The following is a 22,036-nucleotide window of genomic DNA, read 5'->3' as shown; positions in this document are numbered from 1 at the left end:
CAATCAGTTATTGTACCAATGAATTACAATTTAAATACAGGAAACGAGGATAAGAAAAAGAAACGGCTGGGCTTTCAATCGGTCAAAAGCCTGGTGGGGCACATGGTGGAGGAGAAGAAAACGCTTCTGGTCGCTTTTGTGGCCATGGTTATTACGGCAGTACTCAACCTGGTGGGCCCAATAATCATAGGTAATACGGTGGATAATTATATTCAGACCAGCCGGTTTCACGGGGTGCTTATCAACGGTGCCATTTTGCTGGGCGCTTATGTGATTGCGCTTTTTGCCGGTTATTTGCAAACGCGTTTAATGGGATCGGTGGGGCAGAGAATGTTGTTTACCCTGCGGAATTCAGTATTTCAGAAACTCCAGGAATTGCCCTACGACTTTTTCAACCAAAATAAAACCGGCGATCTGATATCTAGAATCAACAACGACACAGAAAAGATCAATCAGTTTTTTGCGCAGTCGCTGATGCAGTTTCTGCGGATTATTCTGATCATGATCGGATCGGCCATATTCCTGGTATCGATTCAGTGGGAACTGGGTGTGGCTGCACTTCTTCCGGCCTTGTTGATTTGGATATTCACCAAAATAACTTCGCCGTGGGTGAAGCGAAAAAATGCCGAGAGTTTAAAAACGGTGGGAAGTTTGAGCTCCGAAGTGCAGGAGAGCCTGAATAATTTCAAAGTGGTGGTAGCCTTTAATCGCCGCGATTATTTCAGAAAACGTTTTGGGCTGGTTAACCAGGAAAATTACAAGACGGCAATAAAAGCAGGAATTGCCAATCACATGTTTTTGCCCGTGTATTCGCTGTTTTCGAACCTGGGCTTGCTGATTGTGCTCACGCTCGGAATATATTTTATCTCCATCGGCCAGTTTACGGTGGGTTTGCTGATCAGTTTTATTGCCTATGTAAACAGCTTTTACAATCCGCTTCGGCAAATGGCCTCGCTGTGGTCAACCTACCAGGTGGCGCTGGCAGCGTGGGAGCGTATTCGTAGAATCATCGAGTTGGCAAACAACATGCCCCAAACCGATTCGCAAGGTGTGGATGATTCGGCTACTTTGCTCTCGTTTCGTGACGTGTCGTTTGCCTATCCAAACGGAAACGATGTATTGCACAAAATTACCTTCGATTTGCGAAAGGGCAGAACGTATGCCTTCGTAGGGCCAACGGGTGGAGGAAAAACAACCACGGCTTCGTTAATCGCAAGGCTTTACGATTCAACAAAAGGACAGGTATTATTAAATGGTGAAGATATTCGTTCATTTACCCCGGAAGAAAGAACGAAGCGGATTGGGTTTATACTTCAGGATCCGTTTCTGTTTAGCGGAACCATCCGCGAAAATATTTTGTACGGAAACTACGAACTCAAAGAGATAAGTAACGAACGCTTAATGCAAATTTTCAAAGACACAGGGCTGGAGAGTTTGTTGCAACGTTTTGAAAATGGGTTGGATACAAAGGTAGATGTTTCGGGGGATGGAATTAGTTTAGGACAGAAGCAGCTGATTGCCTTTATGCGCGCGGTTCTTCGAAAACCCGATTTGCTGATATTGGATGAGGCAACCGCCAATATTGATACGGTAACCGAACAATTGCTGGATGAGATTCTGCAAAAATTGCCGGAAACCACTACCAAAGTTATTATTGCACATCGTTTGAATACGATTGCCAACGCCGATGTTATTTATTTTGTAAATACCGGAAAAGTTACGCGTGCCGGATCACTACAGGAAGCGGTGGATATGCTGATGAAAGGGAAAATGGCCAGCTAGCAGGGCGAGAGGTTGTTGTTTGATTTAGCGGCTAAATGAGTCAGCGAACATTTAATTTGGAAACCCCGACCGGATGTCTATTTTTGTTGAAAAATTAGAAATCGATGAACAAACTCTTTTCAACTCTATTAATTCTTCTGCTAATTGTAACTCATTCTATTGCAAGCCCCAAAGACAACAAAAAATACTTCAGGGAGTCGTACATAAAAAAGACGATGAAAAAGGCGCTCGACTGGCAGCTTAAACATCCGAAACACCAGCTGTACGACTGGACCAACGGCGCTTTTTATGCTGGCGTTTTTGCGGCTTATGAAACCACTCAATCGCCCAAAATATGGAAAGCCATGTACGAAATGGGGGAGGCCAACGAGTGGAAACCCGGCCCCCGCCTGCACCATGCCGACGACCATGCCATTTGCCAGACTTACATTGACATGTACCGTATTTCGGGTGAAAAGAAAATGATTGAACCTTTTCATGAAACGTTTGAGAAGTTCATAAGTACGCCTTACAAGGGTAAAGGAATACATGAAATTACCTGGTGGTGGTGCGATGCCTTGTTTATGGCGCCTGCGGCATTTGTGAAGATGGGTGTCACTTTTCAGGACGATACATATTTTGAATGGAACGATAAATTGTGGAAAGAGTGTTACGATTTACTGTGGGACAAGGAATACCACCTGTATGCCCGCGACATGTCGTATAAATGGAACGAACCCGGCATTGAAGCCAAAAAGGAAGCCAACGGAAAGAAAATTTTCTGGTCGCGTGGCAATGGCTGGGTAATGGGAGGTTTGGTGCGCGTTCTTTCTGAACTTCCGGCCGACTACCCCAACCGCGACTTTTATGTGACAAACTTCCGGGAAATGGCCGAGAGTATTTTGGCTTTGCAACAGAAAGACGGACTGTGGCGGGCAAGTTTGCTTGATCCTGCTTCGTACCCGGGCGGAGAAGCCAGCGGTTCTGGTTTTTACACCTATGCCCTGGCCTGGGGAATCAACAACGGATTACTCGATCGTGAAAAGTATTTACCGGCAGTTGAAAAAGCCTGGGTTGGTTTAAATGGCCTGATTCAGCCCGACGGACACGTTGGCTGGTGCCAGCCTATTGGTGCAGACCCCAAAAAGAATTTCAAAGCCGAAAGCTGGGAAGTATACGGCACCGGCGCCTTTTTACTGGCGGGCAGCGAAGTCATTAAATTAGACCGATAAGAGTAGTGTAATAATAAAAGAGGGGGGCCAAAAGTTGGTGAGATCACGTTTTAAGTGAAAATTACTTTTTGGACCCCTTCTCTTATTTTGTGTTTCTCAAAATGGAAATCCTTTGGTAAAAAATCCAAATAATACCTTCCCTGCTTTTCCCGTTATTCATTTTAATGTTAAAACTTCTTTTTTCAGGCAAACTTATTCAGTTGAATGCGTTTACTTTGGCACCAGAATTGTGTTCAGAACAGGAAATGAAGAAATTAGTACAAATGATGCTGTTAGCTGCCATTGTAGTTATAACAGCATGTTCGCCATCAGAAACAGCCGATAAGGGTTTAAGAACCATTGTTTTAAAAGAATCGAAAGACATACTTCCGATCTCCAGTTTTGTGGAGAAGGTTGACTATGTTGAATTGAAAGTGATGGAAGCCGGTATCGATATCGGTGAAATGGAAGATGTAAAGGAGATTGGAGGCGACTTTTTGATTAAACGCCGAATGGCCGGGAGCAGCAGTATCATGCGATTTTCAAAAAATGGTGATTTTATTATTGAACTGGCGGGCGGAAGTAATTCGAAGATTAAGGAACCTCTCGATATCATTAGTTATGGAAAAGGCTATGCGATTCTGGCTTCCAACGGGATTCACGAAGTAGGGAAAGATGGGAAATACTTAAAGCAACTGGACCGCTCGAACATGGAAGGAGCCTCTTTTTTTGTTGACAATGGCCGGTTTGTGGTAGTAAACGAAACAGACCCTGCACAGATAATAAGCACTTACCCATCGAAAAGCAAAACGAAGGTAGCCCGTGTTACAAACGATCGCTTACGCCGGATGCTGTATTCCAATGTTGTTTCGGTAGGGAAGGATCAGGAGCATATTTTTACAACGATAAACGACACTGTTTTTACTTATGCCAACGCAGAGTTGATTCCCGCATATGTATTTCAGGGCGATGTACTGCCAACCTTGGCTCAGGCGTGGGAAAGGATTGATACCTTGAAAGATACAGATGCACTGCGTTACATGCACGACACGGAGCACGTAGAAGTAAAGAATTACCAGGAAAGCCGGAATTTTATTTACCTCGACTACTGGGTGGGATCGGCTGCAACCACTGCTATTGTTAATAAAAACACCTGGGAGACCCGCTACTTCTCGCATGGCGTGAACGACGTTGACGGAGGAATGTGGGATAAAGTGGAGTTCCTGACCGAAAAGGACGAGCTTCTGATTCCAATTAGTTCCTATAAAATTGGCGGTCATAAAATTTCCAATAAAAAGGTTAAAGGCTTCGACCAGCTTCAGAAACAAATTGCAGACAGTGAAAATCCTGTGTTGCTGCGGTGTAAGCTACGCGGTTTATAGGTTTTAGACAGGACATTCTTCTTACAGAATATCTTCTTTTTTTACCAGTACAAACTTGTTGTTGTCGAGTTCAGAATAGCCCTGATCGTAAACAAAATAGTAAATACGTCCGCTGCGGGTAGTGTACAGATGGGTATGGTAATCAAATTCAAAACCATGTTTCTCGAGTGTGCTGCGAAAAGCAGTGGTTTTATCTTGCGGATTCAGCTCCCGTAAAATGGCGTGGTTCTTTTTTAACAAGCGGTTTATTTTGCGCATGTAATTCGACGATTTGCCCAGTTTATTGTTGTTGTAGGCATTTCTGCACAGGTCGTTGCAAAATTTTTGGTCGGCTCTTCCTCTTAAAGGCTCGCCACATTCCATGCATTTTCTTGCTTCCATAACCGTGTTGTTCAGGTAAAATGATTGTTCAAACTTCTGTGGGTCAAAGGCATCCGTTCCCTTCAAATGAATGAAGCATTTTGGGTTTAGAGCTTATTGACCGGCAGAAAACACACGATTAATTTAAGCATTGTTTTTGAAACTACCTGATTTCATAACATAAAAAGTATTGGTACAGCAGGAGTAAAGGGAAAGAAACAAACACTTTAAAGTCAGGAAGTTGGTCTGGGGAAGATGATTGAAAAACAGGTGCCAAGCCATGCTGGAGATACGCTCGACAACCTGTGTTATAATAATTCGAAAGAATTTATTCGCTTATTTTTGTTCGGAGTTTACCTGCCAGATAGACCCGTTTCTAGTCGTATATTTTTTTAGGCTCCCTTTGGCAGTCACTTCATCTAATACTTTTTCGCTTTCGTTTCTGGGGGTATCCGTTAGCTCTGAAAATTCCCTGGCCGTTAAGGTGTGGTATTGCGAAAACACAAAATCGAGTCTTTTTTCATAATTCGCTTTTTGTGCCGCCGGATAAAGTTTTAGCACAGCAGCTTCAAAAAAGGAATAAGGTCTTGATCCATAAACGGTTTCTGTTCTTCCGTTGGCATCGGTGAAAAACATCGTTGGAAAACCTCTGACTCCCAATTCCCGGCCTTGTTTCAAATCGTCATTGAACAACTCGCGGGCTCTTCCGTTGTAATCTGCTTTGAATTGCTCAATGTCAAAACCGGTATTCCTGGCAGCCGTTTCCAGATGTTCCCATTTGGCAATGTTCTTTTTTTGCAGGAAGACCATTTCCCGTATTTCACGCAAAAATTCCAGGGCTTTTTCTTTGTCTTGCAATTGCGCCGCTTTAAAAGCTATAGACGGAGGGTAAGAAGACGATAACGGATCTTCGAGCCAAAGATCGCCATCAATGGGCATATCGTAGTAAATGCTTACTTCGTCCCAGTGAGAAGCCACATCCGAAGGCTTGCTGATACCGCCGCTGTTGTAACTCCAGTCGGGCAACAAGCCGCCCATCCGGTATTCTATTTCGAGGCTGTTTCCGTATTCCAGTTTTAATTTTCGCAGCTGTGGTTCAATTCCCCAGCACGAAGAACAAATCGGATCAGTATAGTAAATAACTTTTACCGGTTTATTTTCTGATTGAATGTTGCTGGTGCCGGCGGAGTTTTGAGGATTTGCGGGTATTTCGCATACTCCGCTTTCTGGATTGCAGAGCAAAGGATTGCTTTGTTCGTTCATATTATTTCTATTTTGAGACTGGCAGCTTGTGGCGGCCAATGTTAAGAATGTTATTAATAGCAGATGAGTCAACTTCATTAGACGGCTGTATTGTTCAATTTTTATCTTTGCGCAAAGTTTGGAATAGTTTAAGTGTTGTGCAATAAGTCAGATTTTTATGACCATCAGAAAAAATACAGAAGATAGCGAAACCTGTCCGGCGCAGGCAATGTTGAAGTTGTTGGCAGGGAAATGGAAACCCGAGATCTTTCGGTTGGCAACAGATGGACCGTTGCGTTTTAGCAGCTTGCTTCGCGAAATTGAAGGAATTAACAAACAAACACTTTCCGTTGCTTTACGGGAACTGGAAGAAGCCGGGTTGCTGGAAAAAGTTGTGGTTCGGGAAAAACCTTTGCACATTGAATATTATCTCTCCGAAAGCGGAAAGTCGCTTGTTCCTGTATTCCGGCAGCTGGAAAAACTGGCTTAGTATTGTTTTTCCAACAGCCCGATTAAAATACTAACGTAATAGTTTCGCGGGTCTCCGGGGTAATAATACCGGGGCGAGGCACCGTTAAACGAAGGGGCATTAACCGCCAGCATCGAGGCATAATGCACATCAAAAATGTTCTGAATTCCACCTTTGATTCCCAGTTTCAATCGACCCGTTTTCCCCTGGTATTTGAGTTCGAGCCCTGTAACGCCAAATGCTTTTGAAAACGCGGAATTGGCATCGTTTACCGGCATTTTCCCGGTGTACTGATGCCAGGCATTAAACGAAATATTTTTCACCGGGTTTAGTTGAGCCGAAAACGATAGCAGTTGCCGGGCGGTTCCGGGGAGCAGCTTCCCGGTATAGTTTTTATTCAGGTCCACAAAATCGGTAAAATGATAATCAGCCAGAGTGGCACTTCCCTGAAGAATCAGCAAGTTTGTCCCGTGAAAAGTTATGGCGTTCCAGGTAATTTCTGCTTCCACACCGGGATGAACCGATTGCCCTGCATTAACTCCAATGTAAGCGTCTTCGCCGGTGCGCCGTGCTACGAGCAGGTTATTTATGTATATGCGGTAATAACTGGCCGAAAGTCGTAACCTGTTTTTGAACTGCGAACGAAAACCAATTTCAAAGTTCCAGCCGGTCTCGGGCTTTATATCCGGATTTACTTCACCCTCCGGTAACAAGGTTTCCTGGAACGAGGGGGTAGAAAAGCCATGACTGACATTTCCGAAAACCGAAAGTTCGTTTCGTAACAGCACGTTGATCCCCAGACGCGGCGATAAAACCGGTTTGTAGTTCCGTTTCCCCGATTGGTCGCCGTTATCCGTATAATGATCGGTATAGTTAAAACGGGTAAGGTTTCCATTGATTCCGGTGGAGATAAAGATCCGATCGTAGATGTTTGATTCGAGTTGAACAAAGAGGTTTTCGTATTGCCGTTTTTCATTGTTATCGGAAAGCAGGCTGTGGGTGTCGTTGTTGTGCGTACTCCAGTCAAAACTTTCACGAAACATTTCAACCCCGGTAGTAAGTACTAAGCGGGCATTGGGAACAGCCACCACTTTTTGCATTTCGGCCCGCCAACCCAGGTAATCCGATGATTCTTCAAGTTTGTTAAAGGGTCTTCGTTCGTCGAGGCTGCGGAAACTGCCAAAAGCAGCTACCGAAATTTTGCCGTCGCGCATGGTAAAGCGGTTTAATGCAATGCCAAACTGGGCCTTTGTATATTTCTCGTATCCGGCTACCGCGAGCCAGTTGGCTGCGGCACTTTGGGGAGCTGTGTTGAATGTTTCCAGGTCGAGCGAACTTGGGATATGCCCCTTCATTTTGGTAACCCGAACCAGCGCCTGTAAGTGTGTTTTTTCGGAGAATTTGTACACTGAATTCAGAAACAGACTTCCACGGTCGGTTTCGTTGTTGTCGCGGTAACCGTTACTGTTTAACAGCGAGCCAAGCGCAAAAATATTCAGCTTTCCATCTTTTATTCCGGCCGACAAGGTATTTTTTGACGTACCAAAAGAAGCCGTTGTGTTGTTGTATTGGACAAAATCTTTGTTGACATTTTTAGGATGGAACAAAATAACCCCGGCCAGTCCTGCTCCATATAAACTCGACGAGGGGCCTTTGATGATTTCCACCCGCTGAATAGACAGGTTCTCAAGATCTTCCAGGGTTGTTTCTCCGTCGCCGGCCGTAAGCGGAATCTCTCCGAAATAGGCTTTTATTTTATTGGTGCCGTAAGGCGTTCGCGACCCAATTCCCCGAATGGTTAAGCGGTTGGTATTGAGTGTCCCGTGGTGCATCAGAATTCCCGGAATGCGGTTTAAGGCATCAACCGGGGAGAGCGCATTCCCTGTCTCTAACTGTGTGCTCAGAATCAGGTTGACCGGTGCCGGTGTATTAAAAACATTGTAAGGAGAACGAAAAGCCGTAATGGTGATCTCCTCAATTTGGTCGTTCATAATCGTGGTGTCCTGTTCGGAGGGAGAACTCTGTCCAAGAGATGTCAGAGGTAAGAAACATGCGATACCGAAGCATAAAGAAGCCAGGATATGCAAAATTGATTTCATGGGCTTTTAGGTTATTGGTTCCTTGATCAAAATTACAAAAAAAGGTTTACACTCTCAGGTATTTGACAGTATGGAATAGTTTTATGCCCAATTATTTCAGCGCGTTTTCTTTTACTCTGAATGCTACTATTCTTCGGATTAAATCGCATGGGAGAGGCTCGTCAATCGGAAACTGAACCGAACCTTTGCCTTGTTTGTATACCGACAGTTCGCTGGCAAACTCTCGATGACCGCTTGGTGTTGCATAAAAACCGATGTGCCTGGCATAAGCTGCAAAATAAACCAGCGGCTTTTTGTTGAGTTTGTATGCCGGCATTCCGTATGCAATGCTTTCGACAGCTTCCGGTGCAGCTTCCCGAATGCAATTTCGCATTTGGCTTAACAAAACCTGAACATTTTCCGGAAAGCCGGCGATGTATTTATCCACTTCATTCATAGAGGTAAATTAAGGGCAGTTGGAGTTAAGGGGCAAATAATTTGACTTTATTTTGACTTTCTGCTTCGTATTTAGCATTAACAGATGCATTCCTGCTAAGAATGGGAGCCTCTTTTTGTTCGAAAGCAATTCCGGGCTTATTACGAGACAATACTGTTTTCATCCCTTGCTGTATAATTGAATTACTTTTTCAAAATCAGTCATTTCTCCAACTTCATAAAAATAATTCAATTGCCATTTTTGAGTCTGTTCCGCTTGTTTGCTTTTTGTTTTATCCCAGCTTGGGTAAACCCGGAAAGCTCTTTTTCCTTCTTTCTTTTGCGTAGAGATTATTCCTTTTTCAATTAGCACAGATTTTGGAAAAACAAATTGCCCCCATTCATTTTCAGTTCTTATGTTTACGACAAAAAAGTCGATTTCATCCCTGTCATTAAAAGGTTCAATGGGCCCGTTTCCATTTCTCTTCCAAAATGTCACAAATTGTCCAATCTTTTTAGGTGTAATTTTCGCATTTCTGCTTACTATTCTGCTTCCGTTTAAATTAAACCGGCAAGCATCATACTCTTTACTTTCCTGTTCAAGTTTGAAGTCTGAAATTTCAAAAGAACATCTATCGTAAATCTTCGTTTTTATTTGCTTTAAATTTTTGTCCATTCGCTTTATTTCGAGGATTTTAAATTGTAGTTCCGGTTTTTTCAGCTTTAAAACTGTTTTTAAGGGATAGTTGTTTTTTGTTTTGATCAATTTCTCTAAAAACAATGTTGAATCGGTAGGACCTTCCAAAAGAATATGCTTCTCTTTTGCAGTGTCTTGTTTTTGATGAATAGGGGGGAATGTTTCGGGAATCCGGTCACTTTCAGAAAAAATGCCACTTCCGTCAGCTGACAGAAATGGCATTTCCTTATCACTCAAAGCTCGAAGCTCGAAGCTTGTAGCTTGCGGCTCAATTACATACTCTTGATTTCGCTTACCAGTTTGGTCATGGTACCTTTGGCATCGCCAAACAGCATGCGGGTTTTGTCGTTAAAGAACAGGAAGTTCTCGATACCGGCATACCCTTTACCCATACCACGTTTCATGATAATGATGTTCTTCGCCAGGTGCGCATCAATGATCGGCATACCATAGATCGGGCTGCCCGGGTCGTCGTAAGCCGCTGGGTTTACCACGTCGTTGGCACCCACTACAATGGCCACATCTACGTTGGGCATATCGGGGTTAATGTCGTCCATTTCCACCAGCTGTTCGTAGGGCACATCGGCTTCGGCCAGCAATACGTTCATGTGGCCGGGCATACGTCCTGCCACCGGGTGAATGGCGTATTTTACTTCAACGCCCTTGCTTCCCAGCAGGCTGTCGAGTTCGTGTGCAATGTGCTGTGCCTGGGCAACGGCCAAACCGTATCCCGGAATAATCACTACTTTTTGCGAGTAGCTCAGCAAAACAGCTGCGTCGGTCAAGGTAATTTCCTTGATACTGCCCTGTACATCGGCATGGCTGGCTCCACCGCCTCCGAACGATCCGATGATCACGTTGATCAGCGAACGGTTCATGGCCTTACACATCTGAAGTGTCAGGATGGTTCCGGCAGCACCTACCAAAATACCGCCCAGGATCATGGCTTCGTTCTGGTAAATAAAACCGGCCATGGCAGCTGCAATACCCGTTAACGAGTTCAGCAGCGAAATAACCACCGGCATATCGGCTCCGCCAATGGGCATTACAAAGCTTACACCGTAAACCAAACTAATTACGAGCAATCCGAAAACCAGGTAAGTACGGGTTTGTGCATCAAAGCCTCCGAACAAAACCAGCAGGATCACGGCAACAATCACAGCCATGAACAGCAGGTTCACATAGGTCATGAATTTGGCAAAAATGTCGCCTACTTTGCCGTCGAGCTTTCCGTAGGCAATCATACTCCCACTGAAAGCGATACTTCCCACTACCAGCCCCAGGAGGCCAACCAGCACTGCCTGGTCGGGGTTTTTGGTGTATTCGATCAGTGCCACCGCAGCAGAGGCAGCACCTCCGGTAGCGTTAAAGAAAGATACCATTTGCGGCATGGCGGTCATTTTCACCTTGCGTGCCATAATGGAACCCACTACTGTTCCGGCGGCAATAATCAGCAGAATGGCAATTACGTTCCCCATCCCGATTGCTTCGCCGGCGCCGTTGCGGTTTAATATCAAGGTAGTAATCATCGGAAGAATCATACCCGAAGCGGCCCAGAAGTTTCCTTTACGGGCGGTTTCGGGGTGGCTCTGAAGCTTCAGCCCGATTACAAACATAATGGCAGAAAGAAGATAACTGTATTCCAGGACTACCTGTCCGGGCATTAATGTATTTAGTATAATCATAGCATTCATCGTTATTTTTTCTTCTTTTTAAACATTTCGAGCATTCGGTCGGTAACTACAAAACCTCCGGCCACATTCAGTGTAGCCATAAAAAGGGCCAGCGAACCCAGCACCCATTCAAAGGTGGTGGAAGCATGTCCTACCAGGATAATGCCCCCGATAATAATAACCCCGCTGATGGCATTGGCTCCCGACATCAGGGGCGTGTGCAATACCGACGGTACATTTGAAATAACCTCGAAACCCAGAAATACCGATAAAACAATAATGAATATCGCATCTTTATTCGCGGTTAAAAAAGTTAATACGTTTTCCATATCTGGTTCTTTTATTTGGTTTCGATGACTGATTTAACGCGTTCGTTGTAAAGCTCTTTTGCATGCGTAATACAGGTTCCCTTTACAATGTCGTCTTCAAAATTCAGGTTCAGGGCGCCTTCTTCCGCAATGATCAGTTTCATGAAGTTCAGCACGTTCTTTCCAAACATGCGGCTGGCATCAATCGGTTTTTTAGCCGGATAGTTCGACTGCCCGATAATGCTAACTCCCTTGTAAACCACTGTTTCGTTGTCTTTGGTGAGTTCGCAGTTTCCGCCGGTGGAGGCTGCCAGGTCGATGATCACCGAACCCGCCTTCATATTGTCAACGGCTTCTTTTGGAACCAGCAAAGGAGCTTTTCTGCCCGGTATCTGTGCGGTACAGATCACCACATTGGCTTTTGCCGCGTGGTCGTTGATGGCCTGTTGTTGTTTTTTCTTGAATTCTTCGGTTTGCTCTACTGCATAACCTCCGGCAGCTTTGTCTTCGGTAGCGCCTTCCACTTCCACAAACTTACCGCCCAAACTCATTACTTCTTCCTTTACTGCCGAGCGAACATCGAACACCTGAACCTGTGCACCCAGTTTCCTCGAGGTGGCAATGGCCTGCAATCCGGCAACTCCGGCACCCAGTATCAGCACATTGGCCGGGCGAATGGTACCGGCGGCCGTCATAAACATGGGGAAGAAGGTGGGAAGGTTGGCCGCGGCTTCCAGCACTGCCTGGTAGCCCGAAACGGTTGCCATCGACGACAGGATGTCCATCGCCTGCGCACGGGTGGTACGCGGAATCATGTCGAGGCTGAAGGTAGTTACTCCCTTGTTCTGGAATGTTTTTACCAGCCCGGTTTCCCACAGCGGGTTAAAAGCACTGATCCATACCTGCGAGTCCTTGATCTTGTCGACATCGCCTTCTGCCGGTGGCTGAATTTGCAGCAAAACATCTGCTTTGCCAAAAACATCTGCTCTCGAAACTGCTTTGGCACCCACTGCTTCGTAATCGGCGTCGGTGGCACACGCATGTTCCCCTGCGCCTTTTTCTACCAAAACTTCTACTTTCAGATCAGTAAAGCTCTTTACGGTTTCAGGCAACAACGCAACACGTGTTTCAGTTCCATACTCTTTTAATAAGCCAAGAATCATAAACTGTAATTTAGATTTTGTTGAAAGGGGTAAAACTAACAAATAAAGTAAAGCGCATCTACTAACGAAAAATGAAATTAATTATGATTTAAAATGATTTTTGTTAGCATCGTGTCATTTTGAAACGAATCCGTTCAAAATTTGCTTTTATCAGCGCAGAATGTGAATTTCCGGTTGGTTTTTGTTATCGGGAATATTTTGTTGGAAGAGTTGCTGTAAAACAAGGGGAAATTTTACTGCGATAAATATTTCAGCGAATCCATCAGGTTACTGATTTCGGCAAAAGGTTTATTGTTATGATTTTGATAAATTTTGTGGTGGAAACTGTCGATTTCTTCGAGGAGAGGAGTCATTTTTTTCCACCGGTTATTGATGGCTAAAAAGAACATTTCATTTTCTTCGAGTATTCTTTTCGAGGTTTGCTCCAGCACTTCTTTTCCTCTTTCGGTAATGGCCAGTAACTTAACTCGTTTGTCTTCGGTGCTTTGCACTTCCTTTATAAATTCCTTCTTGATCAGGCGGTGGATGGTATCCATCCCGGTGGTGTATTCCAACAGGTGTATATTTATAAGGTCGGTCTTCTTCACCAGGTCAGAACTCTCAACGGTTTGCAGAAACAGAAACTCGAGCCGGGTGTTGATGTCCAGGTCCTGTAAGGCTTTTCGAACGTAAAATTCGTGGTAGCGGGCAATGCGAGCCACGTATTCCAGGAACCGGGTTTCCTGCCGAAAGTTTTTGATAGCCAGTGGGCTGTCAGTAGTTTCCGAGTTTTTCCGCTGCGAAGGGTAGGAGATGCTTTCTTTTGTTTCGGTACTGTACTTCCCAACTAGCCAGTAGGCAAAGTCCAAAATATCAGCGGGTTGTTCAAACTGTTCATACTCTTCCAGTAAGTCAATTGTTTGCCTGAGCAAGCTATAATTCATCGGTATTGTACTTTTTATATGGAAAGTAATAAAATTAATTTATATATTTACATCGGATACGATATAAAAATATCGGATACGATTTATAGATGAGAAAAAAAGTAAATATACATGTGCTGGTTTCAGGCGATCGTCCACTGTCAGTGGAAGGTTACAGGATCTTCTTTCCTGTAGCTGCCGGAAACGTGACAAGCCTTGGTATTTGCCATTCAGCTAGCCGTTTTTCGCGCTAGAATTATCCCGTTTATTTTTTTTAGTTAAAATTTAATCTATTAGATGATGGAAGATATTATAAAAGTTACAAAATTGGATTATGTGAGGTTGAACGGCATTATCAGTTCAATTAAACAGTTTAATAAGGAAGCTTCAAAAGAAGTTAGCTTTCTGGAGACTGAGCTTACAAGGGCCAAAAAAATCGATTCAAAAAAAATCGGGGCTGAGTTTGTCACGATGAATACACAGGTGGAGATTGTGGATATGGACACCAATAAATCAATGACCATTCGCCTGGTATATCCCAAAGATGCCGATTTTAAGAAAGGTAACATCTCTATTTTATCGCCCCTCGGAAGTGCCTTGCTGGGGTACAAAACCGACAGTGTAGTTTCATTTAAAGTTCCCGGCGGGCTTAAAAAGATGAAAATCTGCAACATCGTGTTTCAACCCGAGGCAAACGGCGATTATACCACCTGAACTTCAGAAAATAACAGGAGCCGAAAAGTGCTGTACGAATTATAATTTGAAATACCTGCTTCCGGATTACATAATTTAAACCATGACGTCAATGACACAGGAGAATGAGATCATCTCGGTTTTGGATTTTGAGAGAATTATGCGGTGCATTGTAACTGCAGAGAAGGAGTACGCCGATCAGATTGTAAATCTGAAACAGCTTAAAAAAAGGGTATTGGCTGCACAAAAGGTACAGGTTGACGAAATTCCGCCTGATATTATTACCATGGGGTCGGTGATTGAAATAAAAACCGACGACGATAATTTTACTTTTAAACTAGAGTTGGTTTATCCCGAATTTGAAAATGTAAGAGAAAATAAAATCTCGGTGTTTTCAAACCTGGGCTCGGCCATCTTTCTTCGTAAGAGCAACGATGTAATTACCTACCAGGCATGGGGGAAAGAGCATCGCATAAAAGTATTAAGTATTCATTATCAGCCAGAAGCTGTTGGTGATTTTAATATATAAACCGGTTTCTTATCCTAGAGAAACTTCGTTTAGCGATTTTTTAATTCATTCCGTTTTTTTAGTTCAATGCAGGTAACTGCATTTGGCAGGAAGGTTAGTTGGCAGTTTACTGTCAACTAATCCTTCTTGCTTTTTAGTTTTTTTTCCGCGGTGCAAATGCCGGGGAGAAGTTGTTTGAACGAGTTGCTGGCTGTTGTCAGTCAGTGCTTTATAATACAGTATAAAATTCAATGTTAGTAGTAATCTAAAATTAAATGCTATGGCAAAGAAAAGAGACGGGCAGAAAGAAGCCCAAAAGAGTATCAAGGAAAAGCGACAAGAGAAGAAAGAAAAGAAGCAGGAAGAAAAAGTAAAAGTGAGAAAGAACAAAAGATAGGCTTCTTGACGTTTTTGAGATTTTATATTTAACGTTAGTTTTTTTTGAGCGGGGGTGTATACTTCCGCTTTTTTTGTTTGAGAGTTAATTTTAAAAAATATCCAATTCTCAATTTTGAATGTAAAATATCCAACAAAGTCCGGGAAATTGGATATTGGGAATTCAACATTGGATATTCTGCATTAAAAAATAAAAACAAATCCCGGATACGAGTATTGATCTTAACTTTCATTTCTGTTGGTGACTCCCCGGAATCATGATTTTTGATTGAAAGCAGCCACTGAAAGGCGCAAGCCCGCCCGAAATTCCATGGCTAAGTACCACTAATTTATATCTTTGTCCGGGGTTGTTGAAAATCATTTTTTAAGAGCGTGATTTTTACTCCATTTACGAATTAATTACAAATACTTCTTATGTTGTGTAAAAACTGGACGGCAGTATTGCTGGTATTTCTTTTGGCCTTTCAGGTTTCGGCCAAAGAGGGAATGTGGATTCCCATTTTATTGGAAAAGTACAACCTGGCGGAAATGCAGGAAATGGGTTTTAAACTCACTGCGCAGGATATCTACGATGTGAACCATGCAAGCATGAAAGACGCCGTGGTTATTTTTGGCGGGGGTTGCACCGGTGAACTTATTTCCGACGAAGGCCTGTTAATTACCAATCATCACTGCGGGTATGGTGCCATTCAGGCGCACAGTTCGGTTGAGCACGATTACCTTACCAACGGTTTCTGGGCCATGAATAAGAGCGAGGAACTCCCAAACCAACGACTCACTGTCAGCTTTCTCGAATACATGGAAGACGTAAGCGACAAGGTGATGGAAGGAACCGAAGGCCTCGATGAAACCGCTCTTCGTGATAAGATCCGTTCCAACACGCAAACTATTGTGAAAAATGCCGGGCAGGAAGGAAAATTCTCCGCATCGGTAAAACCGCTTTTTTATGGCAACCAGTACTTTTTGTATGTGTACAAAGTTTTCCGCGATGTACGTTTGGTAGGCGCTCCGCCGTCGGCCATCGGAAAATTTGGAGGCGATACCGACAACTGGATGTGGCCCCGCCATACCGGCGACTTTTCGCTGTTCAGGGTGTATGCCAACAAAGACAACGAACCGGCAGATTATTCGCCCGACAATGTTCCGTACCAACCTAAAAAATTCTTCCCGGTTTCGATGAAAGGTGTTCAGCAGGGCGATTTTACCATGGTATTTGGTAACCCCGGAACAACCACCGAATACTGGGCACACCAGGCGGTGGATATTACCATGAATCAGCGGGATCCCGATCGCATTATGCTGCGCGATAAAAAACTGGAGATCATCGGTGCCGACATGGAATCTGATCCGGCCATACGCATTCAGTATGCTGCCAAGTACCAGAGCATAAGCAATGCCTGGAAAAAGTGGCAGGGCGAGATAAAAGGCCTTGAACGTTTGGATGCAGTGAATAAAAAACTGGCTTACGAACAGGAGTTTAAAGCCTGGGCCGAACAAAACGGAACCTGGGAAAGTACCTATAAACCTGTTTTCGACGAGTTTGAAAAGCAGTACGAAGTGTATGCAAAATATGTAAAAGCAAGTGATTACTATTCGGAGGTTGTGCTGCGCGGAGTGGAGGTTTTCCGGCATGCACAGGCGGTAAGTTCAATCATTAATTTTATTGAAGGGAAGCAGGATGAAGTGGCAAAAGTAAGGCGTGCAGCTGCGGTGGCCGGTTTGGAAGGTTTCTACAAAAACTTCAACCAGCCGACCGACGAAAAGCTTTTTGCCGAACTGATGCCCCTGCTGGCAGCGGGCTTGTCGGATGAGTTTGTTCCGGCTGAACTAAAGGAAATGGTGCAGAAATACGGTGGCCGTGAACTGGTCGAAAAAGTGTACCGTAAATCGGTTTTGTCCAACCGCGAAAAACTGGAAAAGTTGCTGCGGGATGGTTCCGACAAACAATTGCTGAAACTTCGTAAAGACCCGCTTGTGAATCTGTACAAGCAAATCGATTACATCAACGAAACCACGGTTAGCCCAAAAGTAAGAGAAGCCAGTGCAGCCATTGATGCAGCCATGAAAATTTACATGGCCGGTTTAATGGAGAAGAACGTAGGGAAAGCATTTTACCCGGATGCGAACCTCACGTTACGCGTTGCATACGGAAAAGTGGAAGGTTACGAGCCTGTGGATGGGGTGGAATACAAGTATTACACCACCTTAACCGGTATTATGGAAAAAGATAACCCGGAGATTTACGATTACGATGTGCCGGACCGCCTGAGAGAATTGTACGAAAACAAAGATTTTGGCGCTTACGGAGTTGACGGAACGGTTCCGGTATGTTTTACCGCTTCCAACCACACAACGGGCGGAAACTCGGGCAGCCCGGTGGTAAATGCCAACGGCGAACTGATTGGCGTGAACTTCGACCGTTGCTGGGAAGGAACCATGAGCGATATTATGTACGACCCGAAGGTGTGCCGCAACATTTCGCTCGATATTCGTTACGTTTTGTTTATTGTCGATAAGTTTGCCGGCGCTGGCTATTTGCTAAACGAAATGGATATTGTTAAGTAAGAAGCCCGAAGCCCGAAGAGAAAGGATGTCCCAAAAGTATATTTCACGTAAAGTCCGCCAAGTTTTACCCAGAGAGCGCAAAAACAGAAACTGATGATGTGCACTTTGCGAGCTTTGCGCTTCTTTTGTGTCTTTGCGAGAACCTGATTTTAACAGCTTTTGGGACACCCTCTTTTTTTATTTGATTCCAATTATGTGATTTCCGTGCGGCAGGGGTTCAATGAGAGTTCCTTAGCATTAACAGCTTATTTTTGAGAAATGTCCGAAACCTGATAAAAAGGCCCTTGCCATTTTTTTTCAGATAGCCGATTCCTTCAAAAAATCCTGCCACTAAGAGAAGAAAACCAGCCAGGGCCAAAGCAAATTCAGTTTCGTCATTTGCCATCCCGGCTTTTGCAAATAATTGATTGGACAATCCGAAAAAGAAAACCAACCAAATTAACAGTATCTTTTTCATTGTACCGATTTTCTAATTACCCGTAAAGTTATTTAAAATTTTCGCCAATCGCATCCAATAGTTACGCTTTCCGGAATGCTAACTTGCTGTGCTGGTGTAGCAATAAGATAAAATCAGTCTTGTGGAATATCCGCAGAAAGAATTATGATCTTTTGGGAGATAACAGACGCTGTTGGGTGCAATGGGGCATGACGGGAAATAGATGTGGAGTGGCTGATTGCGCAGCACTTTCCTGCCAAATCGTTACGTAGATAGAGCGGATTAGAAACCTTTGATATTAACCACACTGCCTGCCATTACTTATGCAAAATGTTGGCAACTGGCATTATTTCTTTTATAAATCTGTAATCATTGTTTTCAAAATTCTGCTTTTCGACAACTGGGGGTGTAAAATCATTCTATCTTTTTGGCAAAAACTTCAGTCCAACTAGGACCTAATCCTGGCCGATGCTTATAATATAGGCTGTCGTTTATAATTTTTAAATATGGAGAATGATACATTTCAATAGAAAACAAACTACCCATGGTATATTTAAATGGAATATTCTCGTATGGATAATCAGGAGTAAAATCAAGATCTACAATAGAATCAATTTGTGACATAGAAATAGTGACCGTTACAGTTGAAGTGTCGTGATAAGAACCATATATAGGGCTTAATCCCATAATTGTATTAACTTGTATTCCGTTATAGTCGCCAGTAATGAATTCTCTATAATCTCCAATATTAATTTGAAGTTCTGATTCCCCTTTCGCATTCTTATCATCATATGCAACTGCTTTCAAAACATGTAATCCAATATCTTGAATGTCAGGGTCCCAATCAAATTGATATGGAGTAACTGTTAAACATTTCAACAATTTTTCATCAAGAAATAATTCGATTTCAGAAATACTACCATCTTCATCATTAGGAACAACAATAATTCTTAACACTGAATCCTCTAAAATTTCAGAATTATTTTGAGGTTGCAAGAACATAATAGTAGGTTTTATATTGTTATCCTCCTTTACACAACCTACAAATATAATACAGCTATAAATAACTGCTAGTAAAGTTTTTTCATTTGTTATTTTCATAGTCTTTAATTTATATCTTCTGAAAAAGCTATAGCTTTATTTTGCTTGTTGCAAACGGTCATTTGCAAATTGTCGTTGCAGATTTCGGAGAGCGCTCCTGTCCGAAGGACACGAAATTGCAAAACGAGAATCCAGCCTACGACATCGCACGAACCCAGCAATGCAATTTCCAATTTATGCGTTCGATTTTTTATTTTTTTATAATCCATTTAATCATTTTGATGATATGTTTCACTGCTGCCCAAACAATAAATACTCCTAAAATACCAATAACCAAGAGTGCTACTTTTACTAAAAAAAAGGCAAACCCAGATCTTGTCCACATTACAAATACCAACATTATTGCAAGCAAGCATATGAAAGCAATTGAAAGAGTAATTCCTGTATTTCTGAATTTGGATTTCATTTTGTATTTAATCAGTTCGGTTCTGTCAAAAAGTTAAACTCTGATTTGTCGGTGTATTTTGCATATTGTTTTTGTTTGCCTGAGTTGCCCTCGGTGCTTACAAATCGGCGCCAGCAGAAGGACACGGAACTGCGAAACGATCCCGAAGCATTGGGACGCAGTTGGCGTACCATCGAACCCCACCCTGTGATATGTGCTGTGTTATGCTTAGATTTTTATTTTTTTATCAATTTTATTATTAACTCAAATAATAGTTTTAATGGTATTCTTACAGCTAATACTCCAAGGAATCCTGCAATAAAAATGATAACACTTTTGGGAAAATTAGATTTACCATACTGTGCCCAGAAATACAAAATAACAATTACTCCAACAATACTTAAAAGTATGATTGTAAGCTTAATTCCTTTTTTATCAAGTTTAGTTCTCATTACAGTTTGTCAGTTACTGATTGCTTTTTTAGTAAATCGTACCTAGCAATCGTTGTATAAGACCGGTTTTGTTTAAGACCCAAACAATCTGATAATAACCTGCGCCATCACTATTGTCTTGATAAACAAAAAAAGTGTCTTCTTTTTTATATACTCTAAACTCATTGTCACATTCAAACAAATTCGAATAAAAAGCCTTATTGATATTTATTTCTTCACCGTCAATTTTTATAGAGATTTTCTCAATTTCAGTTTTTGGCAATTCTCCATCTGTTCCCCAAACAGATTGACCATCAATAGAACTTACAGAACGATTATTTATCCAATCTATAATTCGATTGTCTGGATTGAAATCTTTAAGAGTGTAAGAGAATTTGAAATCTGATTTTTTATATTCTTCCATTTTGTCAAGAGGGGCAAGTCTTGATTTATGAATAAATCCAACTAAAAATTTAAAGTCAGTGCAACCTAATGATAAATCGTTTTTGGGAATATATACTACAGCCCAATCAGATGTATCGTTTTTCTCACTATAGTCATACCAAAATACTTTATTGTTATTTAGTTTATAAATCACTTTTGAATCAATGCTAGGTTTTTCTCTAACATTTGTAAATCCATCCTTGTCATTAATAGTAGCGACTTGTGCAATGGAGTTAATTGTCAAAAAGACTAGTATAATTGTCAGTAGCTTTTTCATCGTTTAAATTTAAGCATAATGGTCACTTGCAAGTTGTCGGGGCGTCCCGATAGCTATCGGGATCGGAGAGTGTTCCTGTCCGAAGGACACGGAACTGCGAAACGATCCCGAGTACTCGGAACGCAGTTGGCGTACCACCAAACCCCGCCCTGAAATAGTTCTTTGTTATAGGACGTTTTTTTCATTCGGTTCATAAATTTCTCGTATTTGGTCTGCCCAAACGGCAACATAATTATCTGCCCAATTTTCTTTTTTCTGTTCTGTCGCCTTGCTCCAATATCTTTTGTAGAAACTGTCAATTGAATGCCCAATTTCGTGAAGTAGTAGGTTGTTCATGTAATACTTTTTTATTGTTTCTTCAGTCCATTGTAAAAACCAGCTGTCGTTATCTTCGTGTAATTCTACGGTATAGTTTTTATAGAAATTTAGAATTTTCTTTAGTGGTTTTGTTTTTCCAAATCTCATTTTGTTATCTGTCGGAAATGGATGAAGAACAATTAAATAAACTCCGCTACCGCAAATAAATAAACCTTGAAATGTCTTCCCGTTCAGATAATCTGATTTTTTAATTTTTTGAAACCAAATATGTGTCAAATGGTCTATGTGCTCTTTGGGAAGTTGTTCCAGAACTTTTTTAACCTCGTCTACTGTCACAGGAAAGTAAAAGTCACGCGAAGGATTGTCAACTATAAAAATTGGTTTTTCTTCATCGTCAGTTGGAGCGGTCAAATTATGCTGTCTGTTAAACACATTATCAGCAAGTTTGAGTCTTTTTCGTCCACCCATTACGTCTCCGAATTTTCGATTTTTCTTCCAAGCTGTATGTTTTCTTGTCTGCATGATTTTTTCTCTCAAAATGCCCTATAACGGTTTATGTAAGTGGAGTGCGGGATTTTAAGTGATGAACTTTCAAGCTCGCACGGAGCCAATTCGTTTATTCATTATTTCAAATTTTTCGTCAATCGTCAAAGACGAATTGGCGGTGTTGCAACGAAGAACTGCTGTTGAATTACCGGCTGAAACCCGCATTAAATTTACATTTTGTGCCTGTTGCACAACTCACCAGGTTTTGTTAACAAATTTAGCATAATCCCGGAGAGTAAGCAGTTATCTTTCATT

Annotated in this window: 22 protein-coding genes; 8 read left to right on the top strand and 14 right to left on the bottom strand. The window is 42.4% G+C overall.

Going from position 1 to position 22,036, the window contains the following annotated elements:
• Positions 1-18: 18 nt before the first annotated feature.
• From D1614_RS17955 to D1614_RS17945, 3 genes are all read left to right on the top strand, one after another.
• The gene (locus tag D1614_RS17955; protein ID WP_119439362.1) at positions 19-1,782 is read left to right on the top strand and encodes an ABC transporter ATP-binding protein; all 1,764 of its coding nucleotides are present in this window, start codon (positions 19-21) and stop codon (positions 1,780-1,782) included.
• A 104-nt stretch (positions 1,783-1,886) separates the two neighbouring features.
• Complete coding sequence (locus D1614_RS17950) at positions 1,887-2,993, top strand: glycoside hydrolase family 88/105 protein (RefSeq protein WP_119439361.1); 1,107 nt, start codon at positions 1,887-1,889, stop codon at positions 2,991-2,993.
• A 245-nt stretch (positions 2,994-3,238) separates the two neighbouring features.
• Positions 3,239-4,354, top strand: a complete 1,116-nt coding sequence (locus tag D1614_RS17945; RefSeq protein WP_147384313.1) for a DUF4934 domain-containing protein — start codon at positions 3,239-3,241, stop codon at positions 4,352-4,354.
• A 21-nt stretch (positions 4,355-4,375) separates the two neighbouring features.
• Here the strand turns inward: D1614_RS17945 and D1614_RS17940 are convergent, their stop codons facing one another.
• Both D1614_RS17940 and D1614_RS17935 read right to left on the bottom strand, forming a co-directional pair.
• Positions 4,376-4,735 carry a hypothetical protein gene (locus D1614_RS17940; RefSeq protein WP_119439463.1) on the bottom strand — a complete coding sequence of 120 codons (360 nt, stop codon included), beginning with the start codon at positions 4,733-4,735 and terminating at the stop codon, positions 4,376-4,378.
• 315 nt (positions 4,736-5,050) lie between these two features.
• Positions 5,051-5,977, bottom strand: coding sequence for a ClpXP adapter SpxH family protein (locus D1614_RS17935; RefSeq protein WP_175579292.1), 927 nt, complete (start codon positions 5,975-5,977; stop codon positions 5,051-5,053).
• A gap of 157 nt (positions 5,978-6,134) precedes the next feature.
• On the opposite strand from D1614_RS17935, the gene D1614_RS17930 reads away from it, so the two are divergent.
• Positions 6,135-6,446 carry a winged helix-turn-helix transcriptional regulator gene (locus tag D1614_RS17930; RefSeq protein WP_119439358.1) on the top strand — a complete coding sequence of 104 codons (312 nt, stop codon included), beginning with the start codon at positions 6,135-6,137 and terminating at the stop codon, positions 6,444-6,446.
• Here D1614_RS17930 and D1614_RS17925 read toward each other — a convergent pair.
• From D1614_RS17925 to D1614_RS17895, 7 genes are all read right to left on the bottom strand, one after another.
• Complete coding sequence (locus D1614_RS17925) at positions 6,443-8,416, bottom strand: TonB-dependent receptor (RefSeq protein WP_162304552.1); 1,974 nt, start codon at positions 8,414-8,416, stop codon at positions 6,443-6,445. The genes D1614_RS17930 and D1614_RS17925 overlap by 4 nt on opposite strands.
• Positions 8,417-8,615: 199 nt before the next feature.
• Entirely contained in the window at positions 8,616-8,960 is a 345-nt protein-coding gene (locus tag D1614_RS17920) for an iron chaperone (RefSeq protein ID WP_119439356.1), read from the bottom strand.
• 159 nt (positions 8,961-9,119) lie between these two features.
• Complete coding sequence (locus D1614_RS17915) at positions 9,120-9,872, bottom strand: MepB family protein (protein WP_206610067.1); 753 nt, start codon at positions 9,870-9,872, stop codon at positions 9,120-9,122.
• 35 nt (positions 9,873-9,907) lie between these two features.
• Positions 9,908-11,320, bottom strand: coding sequence for an NAD(P)(+) transhydrogenase (Re/Si-specific) subunit beta (locus D1614_RS17910; protein WP_241558133.1), 1,413 nt, complete (start codon positions 11,318-11,320; stop codon positions 9,908-9,910).
• An 11-nt stretch (positions 11,321-11,331) separates the two neighbouring features.
• The gene (locus tag D1614_RS17905; protein WP_119439355.1) at positions 11,332-11,637 is read right to left on the bottom strand and encodes an NAD(P) transhydrogenase subunit alpha part 2; all 306 of its coding nucleotides are present in this window, start codon (positions 11,635-11,637) and stop codon (positions 11,332-11,334) included.
• Between the two features lie 11 nt (positions 11,638-11,648).
• A complete protein-coding gene (locus D1614_RS17900; RefSeq protein WP_119439354.1) occupies positions 11,649-12,779 on the bottom strand; it encodes a Re/Si-specific NAD(P)(+) transhydrogenase subunit alpha in 1,131 nt (376 codons plus the stop codon).
• 233 nt (positions 12,780-13,012) lie between these two features.
• Positions 13,013-13,702: a MarR family winged helix-turn-helix transcriptional regulator gene (locus D1614_RS17895; RefSeq protein ID WP_119439353.1), complete on the bottom strand. Its 690-nt coding sequence runs from the start codon at positions 13,700-13,702 to the stop codon at positions 13,013-13,015.
• Positions 13,703-13,791: 89 nt separating this feature from the next.
• Between D1614_RS17895 and D1614_RS25770 the strand changes: the two genes are divergently transcribed.
• The 4 genes from D1614_RS25770 to D1614_RS17880 all read left to right on the top strand — a co-directional run bounded on the left by D1614_RS25770 (position 13,792) and on the right by D1614_RS17880 (position 17,843).
• Positions 13,792-13,935, top strand: coding sequence for a hypothetical protein (locus D1614_RS25770; RefSeq protein ID WP_162304550.1), 144 nt, complete (start codon positions 13,792-13,794; stop codon positions 13,933-13,935).
• Positions 13,936-13,978: 43 nt separating this feature from the next.
• Positions 13,979-14,395 carry a GreA/GreB family elongation factor gene (locus tag D1614_RS17890; protein ID WP_119439352.1) on the top strand — a complete coding sequence of 139 codons (417 nt, stop codon included), beginning with the start codon at positions 13,979-13,981 and terminating at the stop codon, positions 14,393-14,395.
• A 91-nt stretch (positions 14,396-14,486) separates the two neighbouring features.
• Positions 14,487-14,903: a GreA/GreB family elongation factor gene (locus D1614_RS17885; protein WP_162304549.1), complete on the top strand. Its 417-nt coding sequence runs from the start codon at positions 14,487-14,489 to the stop codon at positions 14,901-14,903.
• 789 nt (positions 14,904-15,692) lie between these two features.
• On the top strand, positions 15,693-17,843 hold the full coding sequence (locus tag D1614_RS17880; RefSeq protein WP_119439350.1) for a S46 family peptidase: 2,151 nt from the start codon (positions 15,693-15,695) through the stop codon (positions 17,841-17,843).
• An 850-nt stretch (positions 17,844-18,693) separates the two neighbouring features.
• Here D1614_RS17880 and D1614_RS17870 read toward each other — a convergent pair.
• The 5 genes from D1614_RS17870 to D1614_RS17845 all read right to left on the bottom strand — a co-directional run bounded on the left by D1614_RS17870 (position 18,694) and on the right by D1614_RS17845 (position 21,757).
• Positions 18,694-19,380 (bottom strand): Ig-like domain-containing protein, encoded by a 687-nt coding sequence (locus tag D1614_RS17870; protein ID WP_119439348.1) that lies wholly within the window; start codon positions 19,378-19,380, stop codon positions 18,694-18,696.
• Positions 19,381-19,570: 190 nt separating this feature from the next.
• The gene (locus D1614_RS17860; RefSeq protein WP_119439346.1) at positions 19,571-19,786 is read right to left on the bottom strand and encodes a hypothetical protein; all 216 of its coding nucleotides are present in this window, start codon (positions 19,784-19,786) and stop codon (positions 19,571-19,573) included.
• Positions 19,787-20,001: 215 nt separating this feature from the next.
• Positions 20,002-20,217 carry a hypothetical protein gene (locus D1614_RS17855; RefSeq protein WP_119439345.1) on the bottom strand — a complete coding sequence of 72 codons (216 nt, stop codon included), beginning with the start codon at positions 20,215-20,217 and terminating at the stop codon, positions 20,002-20,004.
• Between the two features lie 28 nt (positions 20,218-20,245).
• Entirely contained in the window at positions 20,246-20,917 is a 672-nt protein-coding gene (locus D1614_RS17850) for a hypothetical protein (protein WP_119439344.1), read from the bottom strand.
• 165 nt (positions 20,918-21,082) lie between these two features.
• Entirely contained in the window at positions 21,083-21,757 is a 675-nt protein-coding gene (locus D1614_RS17845; protein ID WP_119439343.1) for a hypothetical protein, read from the bottom strand.
• Positions 21,758-22,036 lie beyond the last annotated feature (279 nt).

It is taken from the genome of Maribellus luteus (genome assembly GCF_003576475.1).
Classification (GTDB): domain Bacteria; phylum Bacteroidota; class Bacteroidia; order Bacteroidales; family Prolixibacteraceae; genus Draconibacterium; species Draconibacterium luteum.
The sequence above is the reverse complement of the archived record's forward strand: the minus strand, read 5'-3'. Positions and strand labels throughout refer to the sequence as shown.